The organism is Rhodovulum sp. YNF3179 (assembly GCF_050586465.1).
In the GTDB taxonomy this organism is placed as follows: domain Bacteria; phylum Pseudomonadota; class Alphaproteobacteria; order Rhodobacterales; family Rhodobacteraceae; genus CAJXYS01.
Map to the genome: position 1 here is coordinate 80,125 of NZ_JBOCEG010000009.1, position 18,686 is coordinate 98,810.

The 18,686-nt window shown below is 68.8% G+C and carries 19 protein-coding genes; 10 read left to right on the top strand and 9 right to left on the bottom strand.

Features of this window, described 5'->3' with window-relative positions; translation table 11 throughout:
- Window positions 1-16 precede the first annotated feature (16 nt).
- Complete coding sequence (locus ACQ5SP_RS15300; protein WP_430939270.1) at window positions 17-1,198, bottom strand: aminotransferase class I/II-fold pyridoxal phosphate-dependent enzyme; 1,182 nt, start codon at window positions 1,196-1,198, stop codon at window positions 17-19.
- A gap of 129 nt (window positions 1,199-1,327) precedes the next feature.
- Window positions 1,328-2,641 carry an amidase gene (locus ACQ5SP_RS15305; protein WP_430939271.1) on the bottom strand — a complete coding sequence of 438 codons (1,314 nt, stop codon included), beginning with the start codon at window positions 2,639-2,641 and terminating at the stop codon, window positions 1,328-1,330.
- Between the two features lie 107 nt (window positions 2,642-2,748).
- Here ACQ5SP_RS15305 and ACQ5SP_RS15310 point away from each other — a divergent pair, with 107 nt between their 5' ends.
- A complete protein-coding gene (locus ACQ5SP_RS15310; protein ID WP_430939272.1) occupies window positions 2,749-3,975 on the top strand; it encodes an FAD-dependent monooxygenase in 1,227 nt (408 codons plus the stop codon).
- A 211-nt stretch (window positions 3,976-4,186) separates the two neighbouring features.
- On the top strand, window positions 4,187-5,311 hold the full coding sequence (locus ACQ5SP_RS15315) for a TauD/TfdA family dioxygenase (RefSeq protein ID WP_430939273.1): 1,125 nt from the start codon (window positions 4,187-4,189) through the stop codon (window positions 5,309-5,311).
- Between the two features lie 21 nt (window positions 5,312-5,332).
- On the opposite strand, the gene ACQ5SP_RS15320 is transcribed toward ACQ5SP_RS15315, so the two are convergent.
- From ACQ5SP_RS15320 to ACQ5SP_RS15335, 4 genes are all read right to left on the bottom strand, one after another.
- The gene (locus ACQ5SP_RS15320; RefSeq protein ID WP_430939350.1) at window positions 5,333-5,491 is read right to left on the bottom strand and encodes a Trm112 family protein; all 159 of its coding nucleotides are present in this window, start codon (window positions 5,489-5,491) and stop codon (window positions 5,333-5,335) included.
- Window positions 5,492-5,523: 32 nt separating this feature from the next.
- Window positions 5,524-6,168: an LON peptidase substrate-binding domain-containing protein gene (locus tag ACQ5SP_RS15325; protein WP_430939274.1), complete on the bottom strand. Its 645-nt coding sequence runs from the start codon at window positions 6,166-6,168 to the stop codon at window positions 5,524-5,526.
- 26 nt (window positions 6,169-6,194) lie between these two features.
- Complete coding sequence (trxA, locus tag ACQ5SP_RS15330) at window positions 6,195-7,124, bottom strand: thioredoxin (RefSeq protein WP_430939275.1); 930 nt, start codon at window positions 7,122-7,124, stop codon at window positions 6,195-6,197.
- A gap of 76 nt (window positions 7,125-7,200) precedes the next feature.
- The gene (locus ACQ5SP_RS15335) at window positions 7,201-7,989 is read right to left on the bottom strand and encodes an exodeoxyribonuclease III (protein WP_430939276.1); all 789 of its coding nucleotides are present in this window, start codon (window positions 7,987-7,989) and stop codon (window positions 7,201-7,203) included.
- A 109-nt stretch (window positions 7,990-8,098) separates the two neighbouring features.
- On the opposite strand from ACQ5SP_RS15335, the gene ACQ5SP_RS15340 reads away from it, so the two are divergent.
- Window positions 8,099-8,797, top strand: coding sequence for a lysophospholipid acyltransferase family protein (locus ACQ5SP_RS15340; RefSeq protein ID WP_430939277.1), 699 nt, complete (start codon window positions 8,099-8,101; stop codon window positions 8,795-8,797).
- A 54-nt stretch (window positions 8,798-8,851) separates the two neighbouring features.
- Here the strand turns inward: ACQ5SP_RS15340 and ACQ5SP_RS15345 are convergent, their stop codons facing one another.
- Window positions 8,852-9,538, bottom strand: a complete 687-nt coding sequence (locus ACQ5SP_RS15345) for a response regulator transcription factor (RefSeq protein ID WP_430939278.1) — start codon at window positions 9,536-9,538, stop codon at window positions 8,852-8,854.
- Between the two features lie 160 nt (window positions 9,539-9,698).
- Between ACQ5SP_RS15345 and ribA the strand changes: the two genes are divergently transcribed.
- Together ribA and ACQ5SP_RS15355 are read left to right on the top strand one after the other, a co-directional pair.
- Window positions 9,699-10,790: a GTP cyclohydrolase II gene (gene ribA / locus ACQ5SP_RS15350; RefSeq protein WP_430939279.1), complete on the top strand. Its 1,092-nt coding sequence runs from the start codon at window positions 9,699-9,701 to the stop codon at window positions 10,788-10,790.
- Window positions 10,787-11,293: a L,D-transpeptidase family protein gene (locus ACQ5SP_RS15355; RefSeq protein ID WP_430939280.1), complete on the top strand. Its 507-nt coding sequence runs from the start codon at window positions 10,787-10,789 to the stop codon at window positions 11,291-11,293. Before ribA ends, ACQ5SP_RS15355 begins: the two co-directional genes overlap by 4 nt.
- On the opposite strand, the gene ACQ5SP_RS15360 is transcribed toward ACQ5SP_RS15355, so the two are convergent.
- Both ACQ5SP_RS15360 and ACQ5SP_RS15365 read right to left on the bottom strand, forming a co-directional pair.
- Window positions 11,284-11,937 (bottom strand): YggS family pyridoxal phosphate-dependent enzyme, encoded by a 654-nt coding sequence (locus ACQ5SP_RS15360; RefSeq protein WP_430939281.1) that lies wholly within the window; start codon window positions 11,935-11,937, stop codon window positions 11,284-11,286. The two genes, ACQ5SP_RS15355 and ACQ5SP_RS15360, sit on opposite strands and share 10 nt — an antisense overlap.
- A gap of 142 nt (window positions 11,938-12,079) precedes the next feature.
- Window positions 12,080-13,036: a porin gene (locus tag ACQ5SP_RS15365; protein WP_430939282.1), complete on the bottom strand. Its 957-nt coding sequence runs from the start codon at window positions 13,034-13,036 to the stop codon at window positions 12,080-12,082.
- Between the two features lie 256 nt (window positions 13,037-13,292).
- Here ACQ5SP_RS15365 and ACQ5SP_RS15370 point away from each other — a divergent pair, with 256 nt between their 5' ends.
- The 5 genes from ACQ5SP_RS15370 to ACQ5SP_RS15390 all read left to right on the top strand — a co-directional run bounded on the left by ACQ5SP_RS15370 (window position 13,293) and on the right by ACQ5SP_RS15390 (window position 18,658).
- Window positions 13,293-13,817 (top strand): DUF3576 domain-containing protein, encoded by a 525-nt coding sequence (locus ACQ5SP_RS15370; RefSeq protein ID WP_430939283.1) that lies wholly within the window; start codon window positions 13,293-13,295, stop codon window positions 13,815-13,817.
- A 108-nt stretch (window positions 13,818-13,925) separates the two neighbouring features.
- On the top strand, window positions 13,926-16,487 hold the full coding sequence (leuS, locus tag ACQ5SP_RS15375; RefSeq protein ID WP_430939284.1) for a leucine--tRNA ligase: 2,562 nt from the start codon (window positions 13,926-13,928) through the stop codon (window positions 16,485-16,487).
- A complete protein-coding gene (gene lptE / locus ACQ5SP_RS15380; protein ID WP_430939285.1) occupies window positions 16,474-16,971 on the top strand; it encodes an LPS assembly lipoprotein LptE in 498 nt (165 codons plus the stop codon). The genes leuS and lptE overlap by 14 nt, the downstream gene beginning before the upstream one ends.
- Window positions 16,968-17,990, top strand: a complete 1,023-nt coding sequence (gene holA, locus ACQ5SP_RS15385; RefSeq protein ID WP_430939286.1) for a DNA polymerase III subunit delta — start codon at window positions 16,968-16,970, stop codon at window positions 17,988-17,990. Before lptE ends, holA begins: the two co-directional genes overlap by 4 nt.
- 80 nt (window positions 17,991-18,070) lie before the next feature.
- On the top strand, window positions 18,071-18,658 hold the full coding sequence (locus ACQ5SP_RS15390; protein WP_430939287.1) for a glutathione S-transferase family protein: 588 nt from the start codon (window positions 18,071-18,073) through the stop codon (window positions 18,656-18,658).
- The last annotated feature ends 28 nt before the right edge of the window (window positions 18,659-18,686 follow it).

Genomic DNA, 18,686 nt, shown 5'->3' on the forward strand with positions numbered 1-18,686 from the left:
AGCCCTGTCCTCGTTCTTATGCGTAAAGACAGCGGCGGATTGCCTTCAATCCGCGCCGTGTATCCTCTCGGGGCGCCACGAGGGCGACCCTGATGAAACCCTGCCCCGGGTTGCCTCCGGGCGCATCGCGGCCGAGATAGGCGCCCGGCAGCACCCGGACCCCGGTCTCCTGCCAGAGCTTCAGCGTCGCGGCCTCGCCATCGGCGACCGGCAGCCACAGAAAGAACCCGGCCTCGGGGGGCCGGTACCCCGGCACGTCGCCGAAAATTTCGTCCGCGATCTCGAATTTCTCGCCGTAGAGCGCGCGGTTGGCCGCCACGTGGGCCTCGTCGGCCCAGGCACGCTCGGCCACGCGCTGCAGCGGCAGGGGCAGCGGCGCGCCCGCATAGGCCCTGAGCTGCTGCATCCGGGCGATACAGCCCGGTCCGCCGGCTGCGAAACCGGATCGCAGCCCCGGCAGGTTGGACCGTTTCGACAGCGAGTGGAACACGACCACCCGCTCGGGATCGGCGCCGGTCTCGGCCGCGACCTGCATCGCGCCGGCGGGCGCCGCACCGCGGTAGAGCTCGGAATAGCATTCATCGGCGAAGATGCGGAAATCGTGTTTCTCGGCCAGCGCCAGCAGCTCGGCCCAATAGGCGCGCGATGCCACCGCGCCCTGCGGGTTCGAGGGAGAGCAAAGATAGACGATGGCCGTGCGGTCCAGCAGCTCCGCCGGCTGGCCCGCGATGTCGGGCAGGAAGCCGGTTTCGGCGGTCGCCGGCAGGTAGACGGGCTCGGCGCCCACGGCCTGCGCGGCCACCGTGTAGACCTGGTAGAAGGGATTCGGGATCAGCACCACCGGCGTCTTGCCGCCCTTCGTCTCGGGGCAAAGCGCCAGGCAGGCGTTGAAGAGCCCCTCGCGGGTGCCGTTCAACGGAAAGACCTGCGTGTCGGGGGCGGCGGTCACGCCGTACCGGGTCTGCAGCCAGCCCGCGATTGCCGCGCGCAGCTCCGGCGTGCCCTCGTTCGGAGGGTATTTCCCGAACTCGTGGGCGTATTCGGAGATGATCGACGAGACCCAGACCGGGAACGGGTGTTTCGGCTCGCCGATGGACATGTGCAGCACATCCCCGCCCGGCGCATGCCCGTCGAGAAGCGCGCGCAGACGCGGAAACGCGTAGTCCGGCAGGTTCGCAAACCGCTCAGGAAAATCCATCACTGCCTCATGCCCGGGGTCTAAGTGCCCCTTTTCATTCACGATACAGCCCAAAACCGGCCCGGTCCAGCATCGTGGCGGACCGTTCCCGTCGGCGTCGCGCTGTTGTGTCTTTCGCGCCGCGGCGGCTCAGGGAGCCATGGCGCGGGCCGCCGCCTGCCCGAGCCGGAGCAGCCGGTCCTCCGACATGGGCGCGCACATGATCGACACGCCGGTGGACGGCACGCCGGTGGGCAGCGTCAGCGCGCAGACGCCCATCAGGTTGCCGATCCGCGTGTTCCGGAGCGTCATCAGGTTCTCGGCCTTGTAATAGTCCGAGTCCCGTTCCAGCCGGCGGATCTCGGGCGGCAGGATCGGGCAGGTCGGCACCAGCACCCCGTCATAGGCGGCGGTCTTTTCCGCGTACGCCGCGCGAAGCGCGCGCAGCTTTTGCCAGGCATGGACGAAATCCGCGCCGGTGAAATGCGCGCCGCCCCGGAAACGCTCGAGAATCTCGGGGAACATCAGGCCCGGCGTCGCCTCGATGGCGTGTTTCCAGGTGCCATAGGCCTCGGTCGCGAAAAGAATGGCGGACATGGTCGCGGCCTCGGCCACTTCCGCGATCTCGCCGCGCTCGATCACCGCCCCGGCGGCGCCCAGTCGCTCGACCGCCTGCGCAAAGCCTGCCGCCGGCGCGTCGCGCAGATCCTCCATCGCCTCGGTTTCCAGCACCAGGAAGCGGCGACCGGTCAGGCTGGTGTCGACGAGGTCCGGGGCGCGCCGTCCCTCGAGGGCGCCGAGCATCTGGGCCGCGTCTTCGACCGTGCGGCAGAGCGGTCCCACCGTGTCGAAGCTCTCGGCCAGCGGGACGACCCCGTTCAGCGATACCCGCCCCGAGGTGGTCTTGAGCCCCACGAGATCGTTCCAGACCGACGGCACGCGGACAGAACCGCCCGTGTCCGAGCCAACCGCCGCCGCCGCCAGCCCGAAGGCGACGGATGCCGCCGCCCCGGAAGACGACCCGCCCGCAACCGCCTTCTCGTCGTTGACGCAGGGCGGCGTGGCGGTCACCGGGTTATAGCCGAGCCCCGAGAAGGCAAGTTCCGACATGTGGGTCTTGCCGAGGCAGACGAGCCCCGCCGCGGTGGCGTTGCGCAGCACCTCGGCGTCTTCGACCGGCATGCGTCCCTTCAGCAGCGCCGACCCGGCCTCGGTCTCTACCCCGGCGGTGTCGAACAGGTCCTTCCAGGACACCGGCACGCCGTCGAGCGGGCCGAGCCGATGGCCCGATTTCGCGCGGGCCGCGGCCGCGGCGGCCTCCGCCCGGGCACGGTCATGGGTAACGCGGGCATAGACCCGGTCGCGGAACGGGTGAGCGTCGATGGCGGCAAGATAGGTTTCGGTCAGCTGTTCCGGATCGATCGCCCCGGCGCCGATCCCGCGGCCCAGATCGGTTGCGCTCATCCAAAGCCAGTCCTGCGACATCGTCTCCCCCCGTATTCCGTGATGGCGCGACGGTAGCGGCAGGCTGACCGATGGACAATCGGGAATGCGGGCGCATATTGGGGGGCATGGAACGCGACGCGGATATTGTGATCGCCGGCGGCGGGTTGAACGGCCCCGCGCTGGCACTGGCGCTGGCCCGGGCGGGGCTGAGCGTCACCCTGATCGACGCCCTTCCGGCCGAGACCCGGTCGGACGCGGGTTTCGACGGCCGGGCCTACGCGCTGGCGCTGGGCTCGCAGCGGCTGTTATCCGCGCTGGACGTCTGGCCGGCGGTGGCCGGAAACAGCCAGCCGATCCTCGATATCGAGGTGACCGACGGCCGTGCGGGCGCGGGGGCCGCGCCCTGGTTCCTGCATTTCGACCATGCCGAGATCGAGGAAGGCCCGATGGGCCACATGCTCGAGGATCGCTACCTGCGCCGCGCGCTGCTGGACGCCATGGCGGCGGAACAGCGCATCACGCAGGTCGCGCCGGCCGAGATCGTCGCGCAGGAGACCGACCTGACCGGCGTCACGGTGACGCTGGCCGACGGGCGGCGGATAACGGGGCGGGTCCTGGTCGGGTGTGACGGGCGGCGCAGCGGCACGGCCACACGCGCCGGGATCGGCCGCACGGGCTGGGATTACGGGCAGACGGCGCTGGTCTGCGCCGTGGCGCATGAACGGCCCCATCACGGCACTGCGCACCAGTTCTTCATGCCGCCCGGCCCGCTTGCGATCCTGCCGCTGCCCGGCAACCGCGCCTCGATCGTCTGGACCGAGTCGACCGGGGCGGCCGAGGCGATCAACGCTCTTTCCGACGAACGGTATCTGGACATCCTGCGTCCCCGGTTCGGCGATTTCCTGGGTGAGATTTCGCTGGCGGGCGAACGCTTTACCTACCCGCTGAGCCTGACGCTCGCCAACAGCTTCGTGGCCGACCGCGTCGCGCTGGCCGGCGATGCGGCGCACGGGGTGCATCCCATCGCGGGGCAGGGGCTGAACCTGGGGCTGCGCGACGTGGGCGCCCTGGCCCAGGTTCTGGTCGAGGCCCACCGCCGGGGCGAGGATATCGGCGCGGCGAACGTGCTGGCGCGCTACCAGCAATGGCGACGCTGGGACACGACGACGCTGGCCATCGGCACCGATTTGGTGAACCGGCTCTTTTCCAACGACAACCCGCTGCTGCGCGCCGCGCGCGACATCGGGCTGGGCGCGGTCAACGCCGCGCCGGGCCTGCGCCGGCGGTTCATCCGCGAAGCCGCCGGGCTGACCGGCGACCTGCCGCGCCTGATGCAGGGTCGCGCCATCTGAAAACGGGCTTCCAAGGCTTGCGCCGCTGCGCAAATTGCGTTGGACTTCCCCTGTCCAAAGCGAGGCGGTGTCATGTGCACGGTTCTCGGCCGGTGTCCCGGCCATCCTCATGCCAAGGCCCATAACTGGTGGCCGCCGCCCATGCCGGGCTGATCGCGGCGGGCCCGTATGGCCCGCGTGACCCCAAGGCATGTACAAAGGAAGACCTGCAATGACCGACGCAACGCTTCGCGCCGAGGCGCGCACCGTCGCCCTGCGCTGGGACGACGGCACCAGCACGGAGTTCCCCTTCATCTGGCTTCGCGACAACTGCCCGAGCGGCTTCCATCCCGACACGGGCGAGCGGGCCTTCGATCTTCTGAGCGTTCCCGAGGACGCGTCGCCGGCGGCGGTCCGTCTCGGCGCGGGCGTGCTGGAAATCGATTGGGCGGGCGAGGCCCATACCAGCCGGTTCGATACGGGCTGGCTCCGTGCCAACCGCCCGGGACGGCCCGCCGACGACCCGGCCGACACGCCCTACGTGCCCTGGCGCGCCGATATGGGGGCGGCCGGCATCCCGCGGGTGGCGGCCGATGCGGTGCTGCGCTCGGACGCGGCGCTGGCGGCCTGGCTGCGCCAGACACGGCGCACCGGGCTTTCCATCGTCGAGGGCCTCGCGGACTCGCCCGAAGCCGGGCAGGAGGTCGCGCGCCGGATCGGCTTCCTGCGCGAGACGAATTTCGGGCGCACTTTCCAGGTGAAGTCGAAACCCAACCCGAACAACCTCGCCTACACGGCCGATGCGCTGCCGCTCCATACCGATCTGCCCAACCAGGAATTGCCGCCGGGCTTCCAGTTCCTGCATTGCCTCGCCAACGAGGCCGCGGGCGGCGGGTCGGTCTTCGCCGACGGGGTCGCGATCGCCGAGGATCTGCGCGCCGCCGATCCCGACGCCTTCGCGTTGCTGTCGACCGTGTCGATCCCGTTCCGGTTCCATGACGACGATTGCGATATCCGGCGGCGCCAGACGGTGATCCGGCTGGACGAGACCGGGGCGGTCAGCGAGGTCTGCTACAACGCCCATATCGCCGGGATCTTCGACATGGCGCCGGAGGTGCTCGGCCCCTATTACCGGGCGTATCGCCGGTTCATGGCGGCGACCCGAGATCCGAGATACCCGGTCGAGCTAAAACTCTCGGCCGGCGAGATGGTCGTCTTCGACAACCGGCGCGTCCTGCACGGGCGCGCGGCCTTCGATCCGTCGACCGGCTATCGCCACCTGCTCGGATGCTATGTCGACCGGGGAGAGTTCGAAAGCCGGATGCGCATCCTCGCGCGGGCCGGTCACGGCGGTTAGGCCCGAACGCGCGGCGGCCGGTCAGCGATCGTCGAGCCGCCGCGCCTCGTCCAGCAGCATCACGGGGATACCGTTCCGGATCGGGAAGGCCAGCCGCGCCTTGCCCGAGACCAGTTCCTGTGCTTCGGCGTCATAATGCAGCACGTCCTGGGTCAGCGGGCAGACCAGCGCCTCGAGCATCTTGCGGTCGTGGAGCGGCCCGTCCGGCGCCGTCACTGGAGCTTCTCCTCGCCGCGCCCGCCATGCAGGGCGAACTCGATCAGGGTGACCAGCGTCTCGCGCCGGGTGCCGAGGCAGGGCGCCTCGAGCAGGGCCTGTTTTTCCTCGGGGTCGAAGGGGCAGAGCATCGAGAGCGAGTTTATCAGCAGCTCGTCCTCGGCTTCCCTGAGACTGTCCCAGTCGGTCGAGAGGCCCTCGCTCTGGAAAAAGCGGTTCAGCAGGTCCATCAGCCGGTCACGGTCGAAACCGGCGTCGGTCTCCGCGCCGCCGAGGTCGCGCTCGAAGCCCGCCCAGTCTATCTCGGCCCGCCGATACGGGGTGAAGCCGTTGACCTCTTCGCGAACGCGGAAGCGCGACACGCCGGTCAGCGTGATCATGTATCGCCCGTCTTCGGTTTCGGAGAAGGCGGTCACGCGTCCCGCGCAGCCGATCCGCTGGAGCCGCGGCTCGCCGCCCTGCGGCACCTCCTGGGGCTGCACCATGCCGATCAACCGGTGCGACGTCTTGAGGGCATCGTCGAGCATCGCCAGGTAGCGGGGCTCGAAGATGTGCAGCGGCAACCGGGCGCGCGGCAACAGCAGCGCACCCGGCAGCGGGAAAACTGGGATCGTGTCGGGCAGATCCGCGGCGGTCATCATGCTTGGAGTCTAGCCCGCACAGGCCGTCAGGCAAATATCATCGAGGACAGTTTCCGCCGGCCCTTCAGCACGATCGGATCCTGCGGCTTCAGCGCGTCGAAGATCGTCAGGAGCTGCTCCTTGGCGGCGCCGCCGTTCCACTCGCGGTCGCGGCGGAAAAGCTCCAGAAGTTCGTCCACGGCGTCTTCGGTCTGCCCCTTGGCATGAAGCGCCGTCGCCAGGTCGAACCGCGCCTGGTGATCGTCGGGATTCGCGTCGAGTTTCGCGCGCAGCTCGTCGACCGGCCCGGCGTTTTCGGCCTGCTTGGCGAGATCGAGCGCGGCGCGCGCGGCCTCGATCTCGGGCGCGTCGGTGATCTCTGCCGGCGCGCCGTTCAGGATCGCCTCGGCCTGGCCGAGATCGTTCATCGCCACATGGGCACGCACCAGCCCGCCATAGGCGGCGGCGTTCTTGTCGTCCTCGCCGAGAACCGCGGCGAAGGTCTGCGCGGCATCGGTGGCCGCGCCCTCGGCGAGCATCTGCTCGGCCGCCTCGACGGCCTGGGTCAGCCCGTCGCCCTCGGCGCCCTCGGCGCCGCCGCCGGCCATGCCGGCCAGCTTGTCCACGAACTGCTTGATTTCGGCCGGGCCGATCGCGCCCTGGAAGCCATCGACCGGCTGGCCCTGGAAAAAGGCGTAGACGGTCGGGATCGACTGGATGCGCAGCTGGGCCGCGATCTGCTGGTTCTCGTCGACATTGACCTTGACCATGCGGACCTTGCCGCCGGCCTCCTGCACGGCCTTCTCGAGCTGTGGGCCGAGCGATTTGCAGGGGCCGCACCAGGGCGCCCAGAAATCGACGATGACCGGAACCTCCTGGCTGGCCTCGACCACGTCGGCCATGAACGTGGCCTCGGTGCTGTCCTTGATGAGATCGCCGGCAGGTGCGGCGCTGGCGTTTGCGTTCAGTTCGAGCATGTCTGCCCCCGGTCTGTCTGAGTCGTTGGCGGTTGCCGTCTATATGAGGCGTCTTGGCGCCCGGGCCAAGGGGGGCTCACAGATCGAAGCTGGCGAAGACCGGCGCGTGATCGCTCGGTTTCTCCCAGCCGCGCACATGGCGCAGGATCCGCGAGCCATGCCCGGCGGTCGCGATGTCGGGCGTGGCCCAGACATGATCGAGCCGCCGGCCCCGGTCGGCCGCGTCCCAGTCACGCGCCCGGTAGGACCACCAGGAATAGAGCTGGCCCGCCGGAATGTCGGCGCGGGTGATGTCCCGCCAACCGGCCGAGTCCAGAACCTCCGACAGGTGGTCGACCTCGACCGGCGTGTGGCTGACCACCTTCAGAAGCTGCTTGTGCGCCCAGACGTCATCCTCGCGCGGGGCAATGTTGAGATCGCCCACGAGGATCGTCTTTTCCGGGCGCTCGCCGTGGAACCAGTCCCGCATCTCGGTCAGGAAGTCGAGCTTGTGGCCGAATTTCTCGTTCACGTCTCGATCGGGAACGTCGCCGCCGGCGGGGACGTAGTAGTTCTGGATCGTGACGCCGTTCTCGAGCCGCGCGGCCACGTGGCGCGCGTCGCCCCGGCCGCAGAAGTCGCGGTGGCCGACATCCTCCAGCGGCAGGCGGCTCAGGATCGCGACGCCGTTATAGCCCTTCTGGCCGCGCGCGACCATCCAGCCGAATCCCATCTCGCGGAACGCCTCGGTCGGGATCTTGTCGACCGGCGACTTGCATTCCTGCAGGCAGAGCACGTCGGGCGCCTCCTCCCTGAGCAGGCGGAGCACCAGCCCCTCGCGCAGGCGGACGGAGTTGATGTTCCAGGTGGCGATGGTGAAGCTCATGAAAATCTCCGGCTCTTGGGTCGGGCGAGACTAGACGCGGGGCGCGGGGGGCTCAAGCAACTGGCGCCCCGTTTCCAGGCTGATATAAGCCCGCGCACGGAGGTCTGACATGGGCGATTTGCGCGGCCTGGCCCGCAGGATTCGAAAGAGCGCGGCTTTCCAGCGGATGCTGGAGCGGATGTTCGCGGGCTACACGCGGCTCATCCTGCGCACGACGCGCTGGCGGCACGAGGGATTCGCCGGGTTCGAGGCCGATCTCGCCCGCGGCGAGGCAAAGGTTTTCTGCGTCTGGCACGGGCGGCTTCTCATGGCGCCGTTCTGCCGGGACTGGACGGATCCCGGGCTTTCGGTGCTGGGCAGCGATCATCCGGATGCGCGGATCGCGACCGAGGTGATGCGGCGTATGGGCATCGACGTGATCCCGCTGAAGACCCGTGGCGGCAACAGCGCATCGGTCGCGCGGGCGGTCGCGGTCCTGCGCGGCGGCAAGACCATCGGGATCACCCCCGACGGCCCGCTCGGCCCGGGCGAGGAGGCGAAGGCCGGTGCGATCCTGCTGGCCTCGCGCGCGCAGGCGGAACTCGTGCCTTTCGCCTATTCGACGAACCGCCGCATCCACGCGAAGAGCTGGGACCGCTTCCTGGTCCCGCTGCCCTTCGGCCGGGGGATCTTCCTGATCGGCAAGGGATTCGTGCCTGCGCCCAATCTCGATGCCGAGGGGCTCGCCGCGGCGCAGGCCCGGCTAAGCCGCCTGCTGACCGAAACGGCGGCCGAGGCCGATCGGCGCGTGGACGCGGGCGACTGGTAAGGACAGGCCCGGCGCGGGGCCGGGCCGGGCCGCCGGGGCGCGCGCCGGGGGCGGTCAGCCGGCCAGGCGGTAGCCGCCCGACTCGGTCACCAGAAGGCGCGCGTTGGAGGGATCGGGCTCGATCTTCTGGCGCAGCCGGTAGATATGCGTCTCGAGCGTGTGGGTCGTCACACCGGCATTGTAGCCCCAGACCTCGTGCAGCAGCACGTCGCGCGGCACGACACCCTCGGTCGCGCGATAGAGGAACTTCAGGATGTTCGTTTCCTTCTCGGTCAGCCGGATTTTCCGGTCGTCCTCGTCGATGAGGATCTTCATCGACGGCTTGAAGGTATAGGGCCCAAGCTGGAAGACCGCGTCCTCGGATTGCTCGTGCTGACGCAGCTGGGCGCGGATCCGGGCCAGCAGGACGGGGAACTTGAACGGCTTGGAGATGTAGTCGTTCGCCCCGGCGTCGAGACCGAGGATCGTGTCGGCGTCCGAATCGTGGCCGGTCAGCATGATGATCGGGCATTTGACGCCCTGCTTGCGCATCAGGCGGCACAGCTCGCGCCCATCGGTGTCGGGCAGGCCCACGTCGAGAATGACCAGATCATAGAGGCCGGCCTTGGCCTTGACGAGCGCGCCGTTGCCGTCCTCGGCCTCGAAGACGTCGAAATCCTCGGTCATGACCAGCTGTTCGGACAGCGCCTCGCGCAGATCGTCGTCGTCATCGACCAGCAGTATCTTTTTCAGGGTGCTCATGGTCCTCTCCCTCCTGTCTGCGCTATAGGTGTTGCCGTTGACGCCCCGGCGCAAGTTGCCGCGTGGCTTTTTCACGGCCTCGTGTCGAAACCCGGGGAATTGTTTCATATTTCTGCGGTGACGGGCTATGAAGACGCGGCCCGTGCAACAGGAACCGCCGATGAGTCTCGACCCCTCGCCAGAAGAGATGATCGCCCGCGCCCGCGCCGATCTTCGGCTCGGTGTGCCGGTGGTGCTGTCCGATACGACCGGCGCCGTGCTGGTTGCGGCGGCCGAGACGGTGAGCGCGGCGCGTTTCGCCGAATTGCGCGCGATGGGCGACCCGCTGGTCCTGGCGGTGACCGCGCGCCGGGCGGCGACGCTCCGCGCGCGGCCCTATGACGGCGACCTGGCGCGCATCCGGGTGCCGGGCGACGCGGACGCGGCCTGGGTGCGCGCGGTGGCGGACCCAAAGGACGACCTGGACCGGCCGATGAAGGGACCGCTCATGACCGAGCGCGGCGGCGCGGCGCGGCTCTACCGGGCCGGGCTGCACCTGGCCAAGCAGGCGCATCTGCTGCCGGCGGTGCTGGCGCTGGCGCTGGAGGATGGCGCGGCGTTCGCCGGGCGACACGGGCTTACCCGGCTGGACCTGGGGGTGGCCGATCCGCTGGCCGCCGAGACCCGCGCGCCGCGGGAAGTTGTCTTCGCCCGGTTGCCCATGGCGGCGAGCGAGGCCGGGCGGCTCCACGTCTTTCGGCCCGGGGACGGCGGCGAGGAACACTACGCCATCGAGATCGGCGACCCGCCGCGCGACAGGCCGGTGCTGGCCCGGCTGCATTCGGCCTGTTTCACCGGCGACGTGCTCGGCTCGCTCAAATGCGATTGCGGCCCGCAGCTGCACGCCGCGCTGGCCCAGATCGGGGCCGCGGGGGCGGGCGTGCTGCTGTACCTCAACCAGGAGGGCCGGGGCATCGGGCTGGCCAACAAGATGCGGGCCTACGCGCTGCAGGACCAGGGATTCGACACGGTGGAGGCCAACCACAGGCTCGGCTTCGAGGATGACGAGCGCGACTTCCGGCTCGGCGCCGATATCCTGAAGGGCCTCGGCTTCTCGGCGGTGCGGCTGATGACGAACAATCCCGCCAAGGTCGCGATGATGGAGGCCCACGGCGTCGAGGTGACCGAGCGGGTACCGCTCAAGGTCGGCCGGACGCGGTTCAACACCCGTTACCTGGCGACCAAGGCCAAGAAATCGGGGCACTTGCTGTGACGCCCGGTGATCTCGTGCTGACGCCGCTGGGCGTGCGCTTCCGGGGGCGGCTCGTTCCCTGTTCCGTGGGCCGGGGCGGGATCACCGCCCGGAAACGCGAGGGTGACGGCGCGACGCCGGCCGGCGCGCACCGGATCGTGGGGCTGCTCTACCGTCCGGACAGGGTTGCCGCCGGCGCGCTGCCGGGCTGGGCGGTGCCCATCCATCCCGCCGACGGCTGGTCGGACGACCCGGCGGACCCGGATTACAACCTGATGGTGCGTCGCCCGCATCCCTTCGGCCACGAGCGGCTGTGCCGCGCGGACCCGCTTTACGACATCGTGCTGACGACGGATTTCAACTGGCCCCATGCCGAACGCGGCCTGGGCTCGGCGATCTTCCTGCATTGCTGGCGCGCGCCGCGGTATCCGACGGCCGGCTGCGTCGCCTTCGACCGGCGCGACCTGGTCTGGATCGTGAACCGGCTGGACTACGGCGCCCGGCTGATCGTGCCTCAGCCGTAATCGCGGTCGCCGAAGATCGCGCTGCCGACCCGCACATGGGTGGCGCCCTGGGCGATGGCCTTTTCGAAATCGCCGCTCATCCCCATCGACAGGCTTTCGAGCCCGTTGCGCGCCGCGATCTTCGCCAGGAGCGCGAAGTGGAGCGACGGTTCCTCGTCCACGGGCGGGATGCACATGAGCCCCGCGATCTCCAGCCCCATCTCGCGGCATTCCGCGATGAAGGCGTCGGCATCCTGCGGCAGGACCCCGGCTTTCTGCTCTTCCTCGCCAGTATTGACCTGGATGAAGAGCTTCGGGCAGTGGCCGCGCGCCTCCGCCTCGGCGGCGATCTTGCGGGCGAGCTTGGGCCGGTCCAGCGAGTGGATCGCGTCGAACAGGTCGAAGGCCTGCTTGATCTTGTTGGTCTGGAGCGGCCCGACGAGGTGCAGTTCGACGTCCTTGAAACGCGCTTTCCATGCGGGCCACTTGGCGGCGGCCTCCTGCACGCGGTTCTCGCCGAAGAGCCGGTGGCCCTCCTCCAGCACGGCCTCGACCCGTTCGGGAGGCTGTTTCTTGGAGATGGCGACCAGCCGGGTCGCGCCGGGCACGCGGCCGGCCTTGTCCTCGGCCTTGCGGATGCGGTCCTGGATGTCGGAAAGCGGCATGGGCGGTCTCCGGTACGCGAGCGGGAACCCATGGGGTATGGCGCATCCGCGCCGGTGTCAATTTGGGACGGGCGGAAGCAGGTCGGAAAAGAAAAGAGCGGGCCGAAGCCCGCTCTTCCCCGTTCAAATCACCGGGAGGTGATTAGAAGCTCATCGACAGGCCGAAGGACCAGCTGTCCGAGTCGTTCCCGGCGAGGTCTTCGCTGTCGCCATAGGCGAGGTGCAGGGCAGCGCCACCGCCGAGGTCGTAGGCAGCCGCCAGGCCGTAGCCGGTGATCTCGCCAAGGCCGTCGAGGTCATACTGACCCCAGTTGGCGTGCAGCGTGATGGCGTCCATGGTGTAGCCGGCGCCGACACCCACATGCGTGGCGTCCTGACCGTTGAAGTCCCAGTCGGTGTACTCGACACCAACCGTCAGACCGGCGTCCGTGGCGAGCACGGCGCTGATACCGGCGACGGTAGCTTCGTCGCCAGCATTACCGTTGAGACCGGCGAAGCTGAAGCCATCGGTCTGCTGGTAACCGGCGGCGAGGTCGAGCGAGCCCATGCCCAGCGCCATGCTGTACTTGGCACCGATCGCCATACCCGGGTCACGGACATCCGTGTCGTCCATCTCGGCCGAGACCGCGAAGCCAAAGTCGCCCATGGTGTAGTCGTAGCGGACAATCTGGTTGTCGTACTGACCGTCCAGGTAGGAGCCCATGTAGCCGGCATGCGCGGTTTCGTCGTCGTTGAGCGAACCCGGGTTGCCGACGGCGGCTTCGGTCAGCGCCCAGTCCATGGCGCCGTCGATTTCGCCCATCGTCAGGGTGCCCCAGGCGCCCGAGATGAACACCGACTCGTTGTCCAAGTTCCAAGTGCCGTTGACGGAACCCTGTCCGCTGCTGTCAGTGTCGAGATCCGACGACGCGCCGAACTCGATCCCGTTGTCGGTCATGCCCGACATCGAGAAGGTCAGGGCGATGTCCTGGATGAACTCGGCAGTCTGGGTGGTGCCGCCACCGATACCCATCTCGGCGTAACCGGACCAGGAGATTTCCGCGGAAGCGACGCCAGCGGAGGCGACGAGCGCGGAGGAAGCAAGGAGAAGCTTCTTCATGATTATTCCCTCGTTTACATTCAAAGGTGCACCTCAATCCGAGGAATCCGAATTGAGTATGCTTTCCTATCTCGCTTTGGCCCCTGAATTGCAATGAACAGGCCGAAGCCGCGGAGCGAACTGGCGGGAGTTGATGCAGCTTTGCCACACCGCCCCCGCGCGCGCGAAGCCCTTTGCCTGCGGTGAAAAAACTTGTCCCGCTTCGGGTGCTTCGCTACACAACCCCAAAGGATCAGGGGCGCGGGGACCAGACGACATGACATTCTCCACGGGACTGAAGGCCGGCTTGTTCCTCTCGATGGCGGTCGTCCTCGCCGGCTGCGGCGGCGGCGGCAGCTGGCCGTTCAGCGGCGGCAGCGATCCCGAGGCCCAGGAGCGTCAGCGCGCCCGGGCCGCCGAGCAGACGAACCCCGCCCGCGAGATGCGCGAAAGCGACCGCGAGACGATCTGGGATCTCTTCACCGACCAGGACGATCCGAACGTCACCGTCGAGGTGAACCGCTATCTTTGGCGCGCCTCGCTCGAGATCCTCAATTTCATGCCGATCGAGGCCGCCGATCCGTTTTCCGGCGTGATCGTGATGGGCTGGGGCCAGCCCGCGGGCGGCGGCCGCGCCTACCGCGCCACCGTCTACGTGCAGGACCCGGCGCTCGACGCGCGCTCGCTCAAGGTGGCGCTGGTCTCGCGTGCCGGTCCGGCCAGCCGCGACACCGTGCGCGCGGTCGAGGACGCGATCCTCACCCGTGCCCGCCAGCTGCGCGTCCAGGACAGCAATCTCTGACCCGACCGGCCCGGATTCTGGCCTCGGAGCCTAGACCTTGCCCCCGAACCCGCATTAAACACGCGCCGGGCCGTTCGTGCCCGGCGCAGTCGTTGAAGGAAGGTACAGATGTCTCGCTACGACGCTTCGGCGGTGGAGCCGAAATGGCAGTCCGCCTGGGATGAGGCCGGCGTGTTCCGCGCCGAACGCGACGAGAACCGTCCGAAATACTACGTGCTGGAGATGTTCCCCTACCCCTCGGGGCGGATCCACATGGGCCATGTGCGCAACTACACCATGGGCGACGTGATCGCGCGCTACAAGGCCGCGCAGGGCTTCAACGTGCTGCACCCGATGGGCTGGGATGCCTTCGGGATGCCGGCCGAGAACGCCGCGATGGAGCAGGGCGGCCATCCCGCGGAATGGACCTATGGCAACATCGCCGATATGCGCGACCAGTTGAAGCCGATGGGCCTGTCCATCGACTGGAGCCGCGAATTCGCCACCTGCGATGCGGAGTATTACGGCCAGCAGCAGGCGATGTTCATCGACATGCTGGACAAGGGCCTCGTCTACCGCAAGGCGGCCACCGTCAACTGGGACCCGGTGGACATGACCGTGCTGGCCAACGAGCAGGTGATCGACGGCAAGGGCTGGCGGTCCGGCGCGCCGGTGGAACGGCGCGAGCTGACGCAGTGGTTCTTCCGCATCTCCGATTTCTCCGAGGAGCTGCTGGAGGCACTGGACGGGCTCGAAAAATGGCCCGAGAAGGTCCGGCTGATGCAGCGCAACTGGATCGGGCGCTCGCGCGGGCTGCAATTCGGCTTCGAGACGGTGGGCGCGCCCGAGGGTTTCGGGACGCTGGAGGTCTACACGACCCGCCCCGACACGCTGCTGGGCGCGAGCTTCGCGGCGATCTCGCCGGATCATCCGCTGGCCAAGCGGCTCGAGGCCGACAATCCGGACATCGCCGCCTTCAACGCCGAATGCCGCAAGATGGGCACGTCGGAAGAGGCTCTCGAGACGGCCGAGAAGAAGGGTTTCGCCACCGGGCTCCGCGTGAAGCATCCCTTCGACCCGGCGTGGGAAATGCCGGTCTACATCGCGAACTTCATCCTGATGGATTACGGCACCGGCGCGATCTTCGGCTGCCCGGCCCATGACCAACGCGACCTGGATTTCGCCCGGAAATACGGGCTGGACGTGATCGACGTCTTCAAGCCGGTCGATTCGGACGAGTCGGTGGACGACACGGCCTTCGTGCCGCCCAAGACCGAGAAAGTCCGCTATGTGAAAGGCTTCGCCGGAGACGCGGTGCAGACCGGCGAGGACGCCGTCGAGGCCGCCATCGACCAGTGCGAGGCCCGGGGCGTGGGCAAGGGCGTGGTCAATTACCGTCTCCGCGACTGGGGCATCTCGCGCCAGCGCTACTGGGGATGCCCGATCCCGGTCGTCCATTGCGAGACCTGCGGCGTCGTCCCCGAGAAAAAGGAAAACCTGCCGGTCGAACTGCCGAGGGACGTCAGCTTCGACAAGCCGGGCAACCCGCTGGACCGGCACCCGACCTGGCGCGACGTGGCCTGCCCGTCCTGCGGCAAGCCGGCCCGGCGCGAGACGGACACGATGGACACCTTCGTCGACTCGTCCTGGTATTTTGCCCGCTTCACCGCGCCGCGGGCCGAGACGCCGACGACCATGGCCGATGCCGAATACTGGATGAATGTCGACCAGTATATCGGCGGGATCGAGCACGCGATCCTGCACCTGCTCTACTCGCGGTTCTTCGCCCGTGCGATGCATCTGACGGGGCACCTGCCGAAAAAGGCGACCGAGCCCTTCGACGCGCTCTTCACCCAGGGCATGGTCACCCACGAGATCTACGTCACCCGCGACGATCGCGACCGGCCCGTCTATCACCTGCCGGGCGATATCGAGTGGACCGAGAGCGGCGCGCGCCTCGGCGCGACGGGCGAGCCGGTCGAGGTGATCCCCTCGGCCAAGATGTCGAAGTCGAAGAAGAACGTCGTCGACCCGGTCAACATCATCCGCGACTTCGGCGCTGACACCGCGCGCTGGTTCATGCTGTCCGACAGCCCGCCCGAGCGCGACGTGGAATGGACCGCCGCCGGGGCCGAGGCCGCGTGGAAGCATCTGAGCCGCGTCTGGCGCCTCGCCGACGAGGCGCGCGCCGACACCGCCCCCGCGGACGGCGCCGCGGACGAGGTCCTTGCCCGGGCCATGCACCGCACCATCGACGAGGTGACGCGCGGCATCGAGGGCTTCGCCTTCAACAAGGCGGTCGCGAAACTCTACGAGTTCACCAACACCGTGGCGAAGTCCAAGGCCGGCGCCGAGACCCGGCGCGCGGCCTTGCGTGTGCTGGCGCAGTTGATGGCGCCGATGACCCCCCACCTGGCCGAGGACATCTGGGCGATGCTCGGCGGCGCGGGCCTGGTGGCCGAGGCCGCCTGGCCGGTGGCCGACCCGGCGATGCTGGTCGAGGACACGGTGACGCTGCCGATCCAGGTGAACGGCAAGCGCCGGTCCGAGATCCAGGTGCCCAAGCACATGGCCAAGGAAGAGGTTGAAAAGCGCGTCCTGGCGGATGAAGCTGTCCAGAGGGTCCTCGCCGGAGCGGCCCCCAAGAAGCTGATCGTCGTGCCGGGACGCATCGTCAATGTCGTCATCTGACCGCCGGACCTTTGTTCTCGGGCTGGCCGCGCTGCCGCTGGCGGGCTGTGGCTTCCGCCCGGTCTACGGGCCCGCGGGGCCGGCCGCCGGGCTCATGGGGCAGATCGCCGTCGATCCCGCCGGGACGGAACGCGGCTTCGCACTGGTGGGGCGGCTCCAGGAACGGCTGGGCCGGGCCGGGGCGGCGGCACCTTACGCGCTGGCCGTCAGCGTCGAGACGGAAAGCGAAGGCATCGCGATCACGACCACCAACGAGATCGGCCGCTTCAACCTGGCCGGCGTCGCCCGTTTCGCCCTGCGCGACGCGGCGCGCGACGTCGTGCTGACCGAAGGCACGGTCGAGAATTTCACCTCTTACAGCGCCACCGGGTCCACCGTGGGCACGCTGGCGGCCGAGCGCGACGCCTATGACCGGCTGATGCGCGCGCTCGCCGACCAGATCGTCACCCGGCTGCTCGCAAGCGCCCCGGACTGGCGGACATGAAGCTCTCGAGCCGCGACGCGCTGCGCTATTTCGCCAAACCCGACCCATCGCGCGCCGGGTTGCTGATCCACGGCCCCGACACGATGCGCGTGGCACTGCGCCGCCAGGAGGTGATCGAGGCCCTGATCGGTCCCGAGGGCGAGGCCGAGATGCGGCTTGCGCGGATCCCCGCCGCGGATCTGCGCCGCGACCCGGCGATGCTGTCCGATGCGGTCAAGGCGCAGGGGTTTTTCCCTGGCCAGCGCGTGGCCTTCGTCGAAGAGGCCGGCGACGGGCTGGCCAAGGTGATCGGCGCCGCCTTGGACGACTGGCGCGAGGGGGACGCCTGCATCGTCGTCACGGCCGGACAGCTCAACGCGCGTTCGGCGCTGCGCAAGCTCTTCGAGGGTCACAAGAACGCCTATGCGGCGGCGATCTACGCCGATCCGCCATCGCGCGAAGAGATCGAGGCGGCGCTGGGCAAGGCGGGCCTTGCCGATATCGCGCCGGACGCCATGACCGACCTGACGGCGCTGGCGCGCAGCCTCGATCCGGGTGATTTCCGCCAGACCCTCGAGAAACTGGCGCTCTACAAGCACGGCGATCCGGCCCCCGTCGCCAGCGCCGACGTCGCGGCCTGCGCCCCCGCGACGACCGAGGCCGGGCTGGACGAGACGCTCGACGTCGTGGCCGAGGGCCGCGTGGCCGAGCTTGGCCCGATGATGCAGCGCCTCGAGGGGCAGGGGGTGACGCCGATCTCCATCGTGATCGGCGCGACGCGGCACTTCCGGCGGCTGCACGCCGCCGCGGCTGATCCGAAGGGACCGGAAGCCGGGCTCGCCCGCGCGCGGCCCCCGGTCTTCGGGCCGCGGCGGGACCGGCTGGCGCGGCAGGCCGGGCGCTGGGGAATGCGGCGGCTCGAAGAGGCGCTGCACCTGCTGGTCGAGACCGATCTCGCGCTCCGCTCCGCGCGGCCGGTCCCGCAGATGGCGATGCTCGAACGGACCCTGATCCGGCTTGCCATGCTGGCGGGACGCTAGAGAACGGGTGACTCCCGGAAAAATCAGCTAGGATCCGACTCGTTTGTTGTGACCTGCGTAACGAGTTTTAGGAGTAGCCCATGTATGTCGTCATCGGCGCGACCGCGAGTCGCGCGCTCCGTGTGCTCTGGCTCTTGGAAGAGCTGGGGCTGGAGTATGAGCATCGTCCCGAAGCCCCCCACAGCGCGGCCGTGCGCGCGCTCGATTCCAGCGGAAAGATCCCGATCCTGCTGGTGGACGGGGTGGTGATGACCGACAGCCTGGCCATCATGACGTTCCTCGCCGACCGCCATGGCGCGCTGACCTATCCCGCCGGCACGGTGGAGCGCGGTCTGCAGGATGCGCTGACCTTCCGCATCCTCGACGAGATCGAGGCGGTGATCTGGATGGCGGCGCGGCACAGTTTCGTCCTGCCCGTGGAAAAGCGCGTGCCAGAGGTGCTGGACAGTCTCCGGTGGGAGTTCGGCCGCGGCGTGGCGCGGATCGCCGAGCGGCTTGGCGACGGGCCCTTCCTGATGGGCGCGGAGATGACCGTGCCGGATATCCTCCTGGCGCATTGCGGCCGCTGGGCGGCGCGGGCCAATTTCGAAATCGAATCACCCGGTCTGAACGCGTTTCTGGCGCGCATGTGGGAACGTTCCGCGTTCAAGCGGGTTATTGACGGGTAGCCTTGGGGCGCCGGTGCCCTAGGGTCAT

Excerpts from the sequence above, each read along its gene's own strand:
- ACQ5SP_RS15320 (WP_430939350.1), bottom strand. The coding sequence starts at position 5,491 with ATGCTCGAGGCGCTGGTCTGCCCGCTGACCCAGGACGTGCTGCATTAT.
- ACQ5SP_RS15305 (WP_430939271.1), bottom strand. The coding sequence starts at position 2,641 with ATGAGCGCAACCGATCTGGGCCGCGGGATCGGCGCCGGGGCGATCGAT.
- ACQ5SP_RS15370 (WP_430939283.1), top strand. The coding sequence starts at position 13,293 with ATGACATTCTCCACGGGACTGAAGGCCGGCTTGTTCCTCTCGATGGCG.
- ACQ5SP_RS15390 (WP_430939287.1), top strand. The coding sequence starts at position 18,071 with ATGTATGTCGTCATCGGCGCGACCGCGAGTCGCGCGCTCCGTGTGCTC.
- ACQ5SP_RS15360 (WP_430939281.1), bottom strand. The coding sequence starts at position 11,937 with ATGCCGCTTTCCGACATCCAGGACCGCATCCGCAAGGCCGAGGACAAG.
- ribA (WP_430939279.1), top strand. The coding sequence starts at position 9,699 with ATGAGTCTCGACCCCTCGCCAGAAGAGATGATCGCCCGCGCCCGCGCC.
- ACQ5SP_RS15345 (WP_430939278.1), bottom strand. The coding sequence starts at position 9,538 with ATGAGCACCCTGAAAAAGATACTGCTGGTCGATGACGACGACGATCTG.
- ACQ5SP_RS15325 (WP_430939274.1), bottom strand. The coding sequence starts at position 6,168 with ATGATGACCGCCGCGGATCTGCCCGACACGATCCCAGTTTTCCCGCTG.
- ACQ5SP_RS15365 (WP_430939282.1), bottom strand. The coding sequence starts at position 13,036 with ATGAAGAAGCTTCTCCTTGCTTCCTCCGCGCTCGTCGCCTCCGCTGGC.
- ACQ5SP_RS15340 (WP_430939277.1), top strand. The coding sequence starts at position 8,099 with ATGGGCGATTTGCGCGGCCTGGCCCGCAGGATTCGAAAGAGCGCGGCT.
- leuS (WP_430939284.1), top strand. The coding sequence starts at position 13,926 with ATGTCTCGCTACGACGCTTCGGCGGTGGAGCCGAAATGGCAGTCCGCC.
- ACQ5SP_RS15310 (WP_430939272.1), top strand. The coding sequence starts at position 2,749 with ATGGAACGCGACGCGGATATTGTGATCGCCGGCGGCGGGTTGAACGGC.
- ACQ5SP_RS15335 (WP_430939276.1), bottom strand. The coding sequence starts at position 7,989 with ATGAGCTTCACCATCGCCACCTGGAACATCAACTCCGTCCGCCTGCGC.
- holA (WP_430939286.1), top strand. The coding sequence starts at position 16,968 with ATGAAGCTCTCGAGCCGCGACGCGCTGCGCTATTTCGCCAAACCCGAC.
- ACQ5SP_RS15315 (WP_430939273.1), top strand. The coding sequence starts at position 4,187 with ATGACCGACGCAACGCTTCGCGCCGAGGCGCGCACCGTCGCCCTGCGC.
- lptE (WP_430939285.1), top strand. The coding sequence starts at position 16,474 with ATGTCGTCATCTGACCGCCGGACCTTTGTTCTCGGGCTGGCCGCGCTG.
- trxA (WP_430939275.1), bottom strand. The coding sequence starts at position 7,124 with ATGCTCGAACTGAACGCAAACGCCAGCGCCGCACCTGCCGGCGATCTC.
- ACQ5SP_RS15300 (WP_430939270.1), bottom strand. The coding sequence starts at position 1,198 with ATGGATTTTCCTGAGCGGTTTGCGAACCTGCCGGACTACGCGTTTCCG.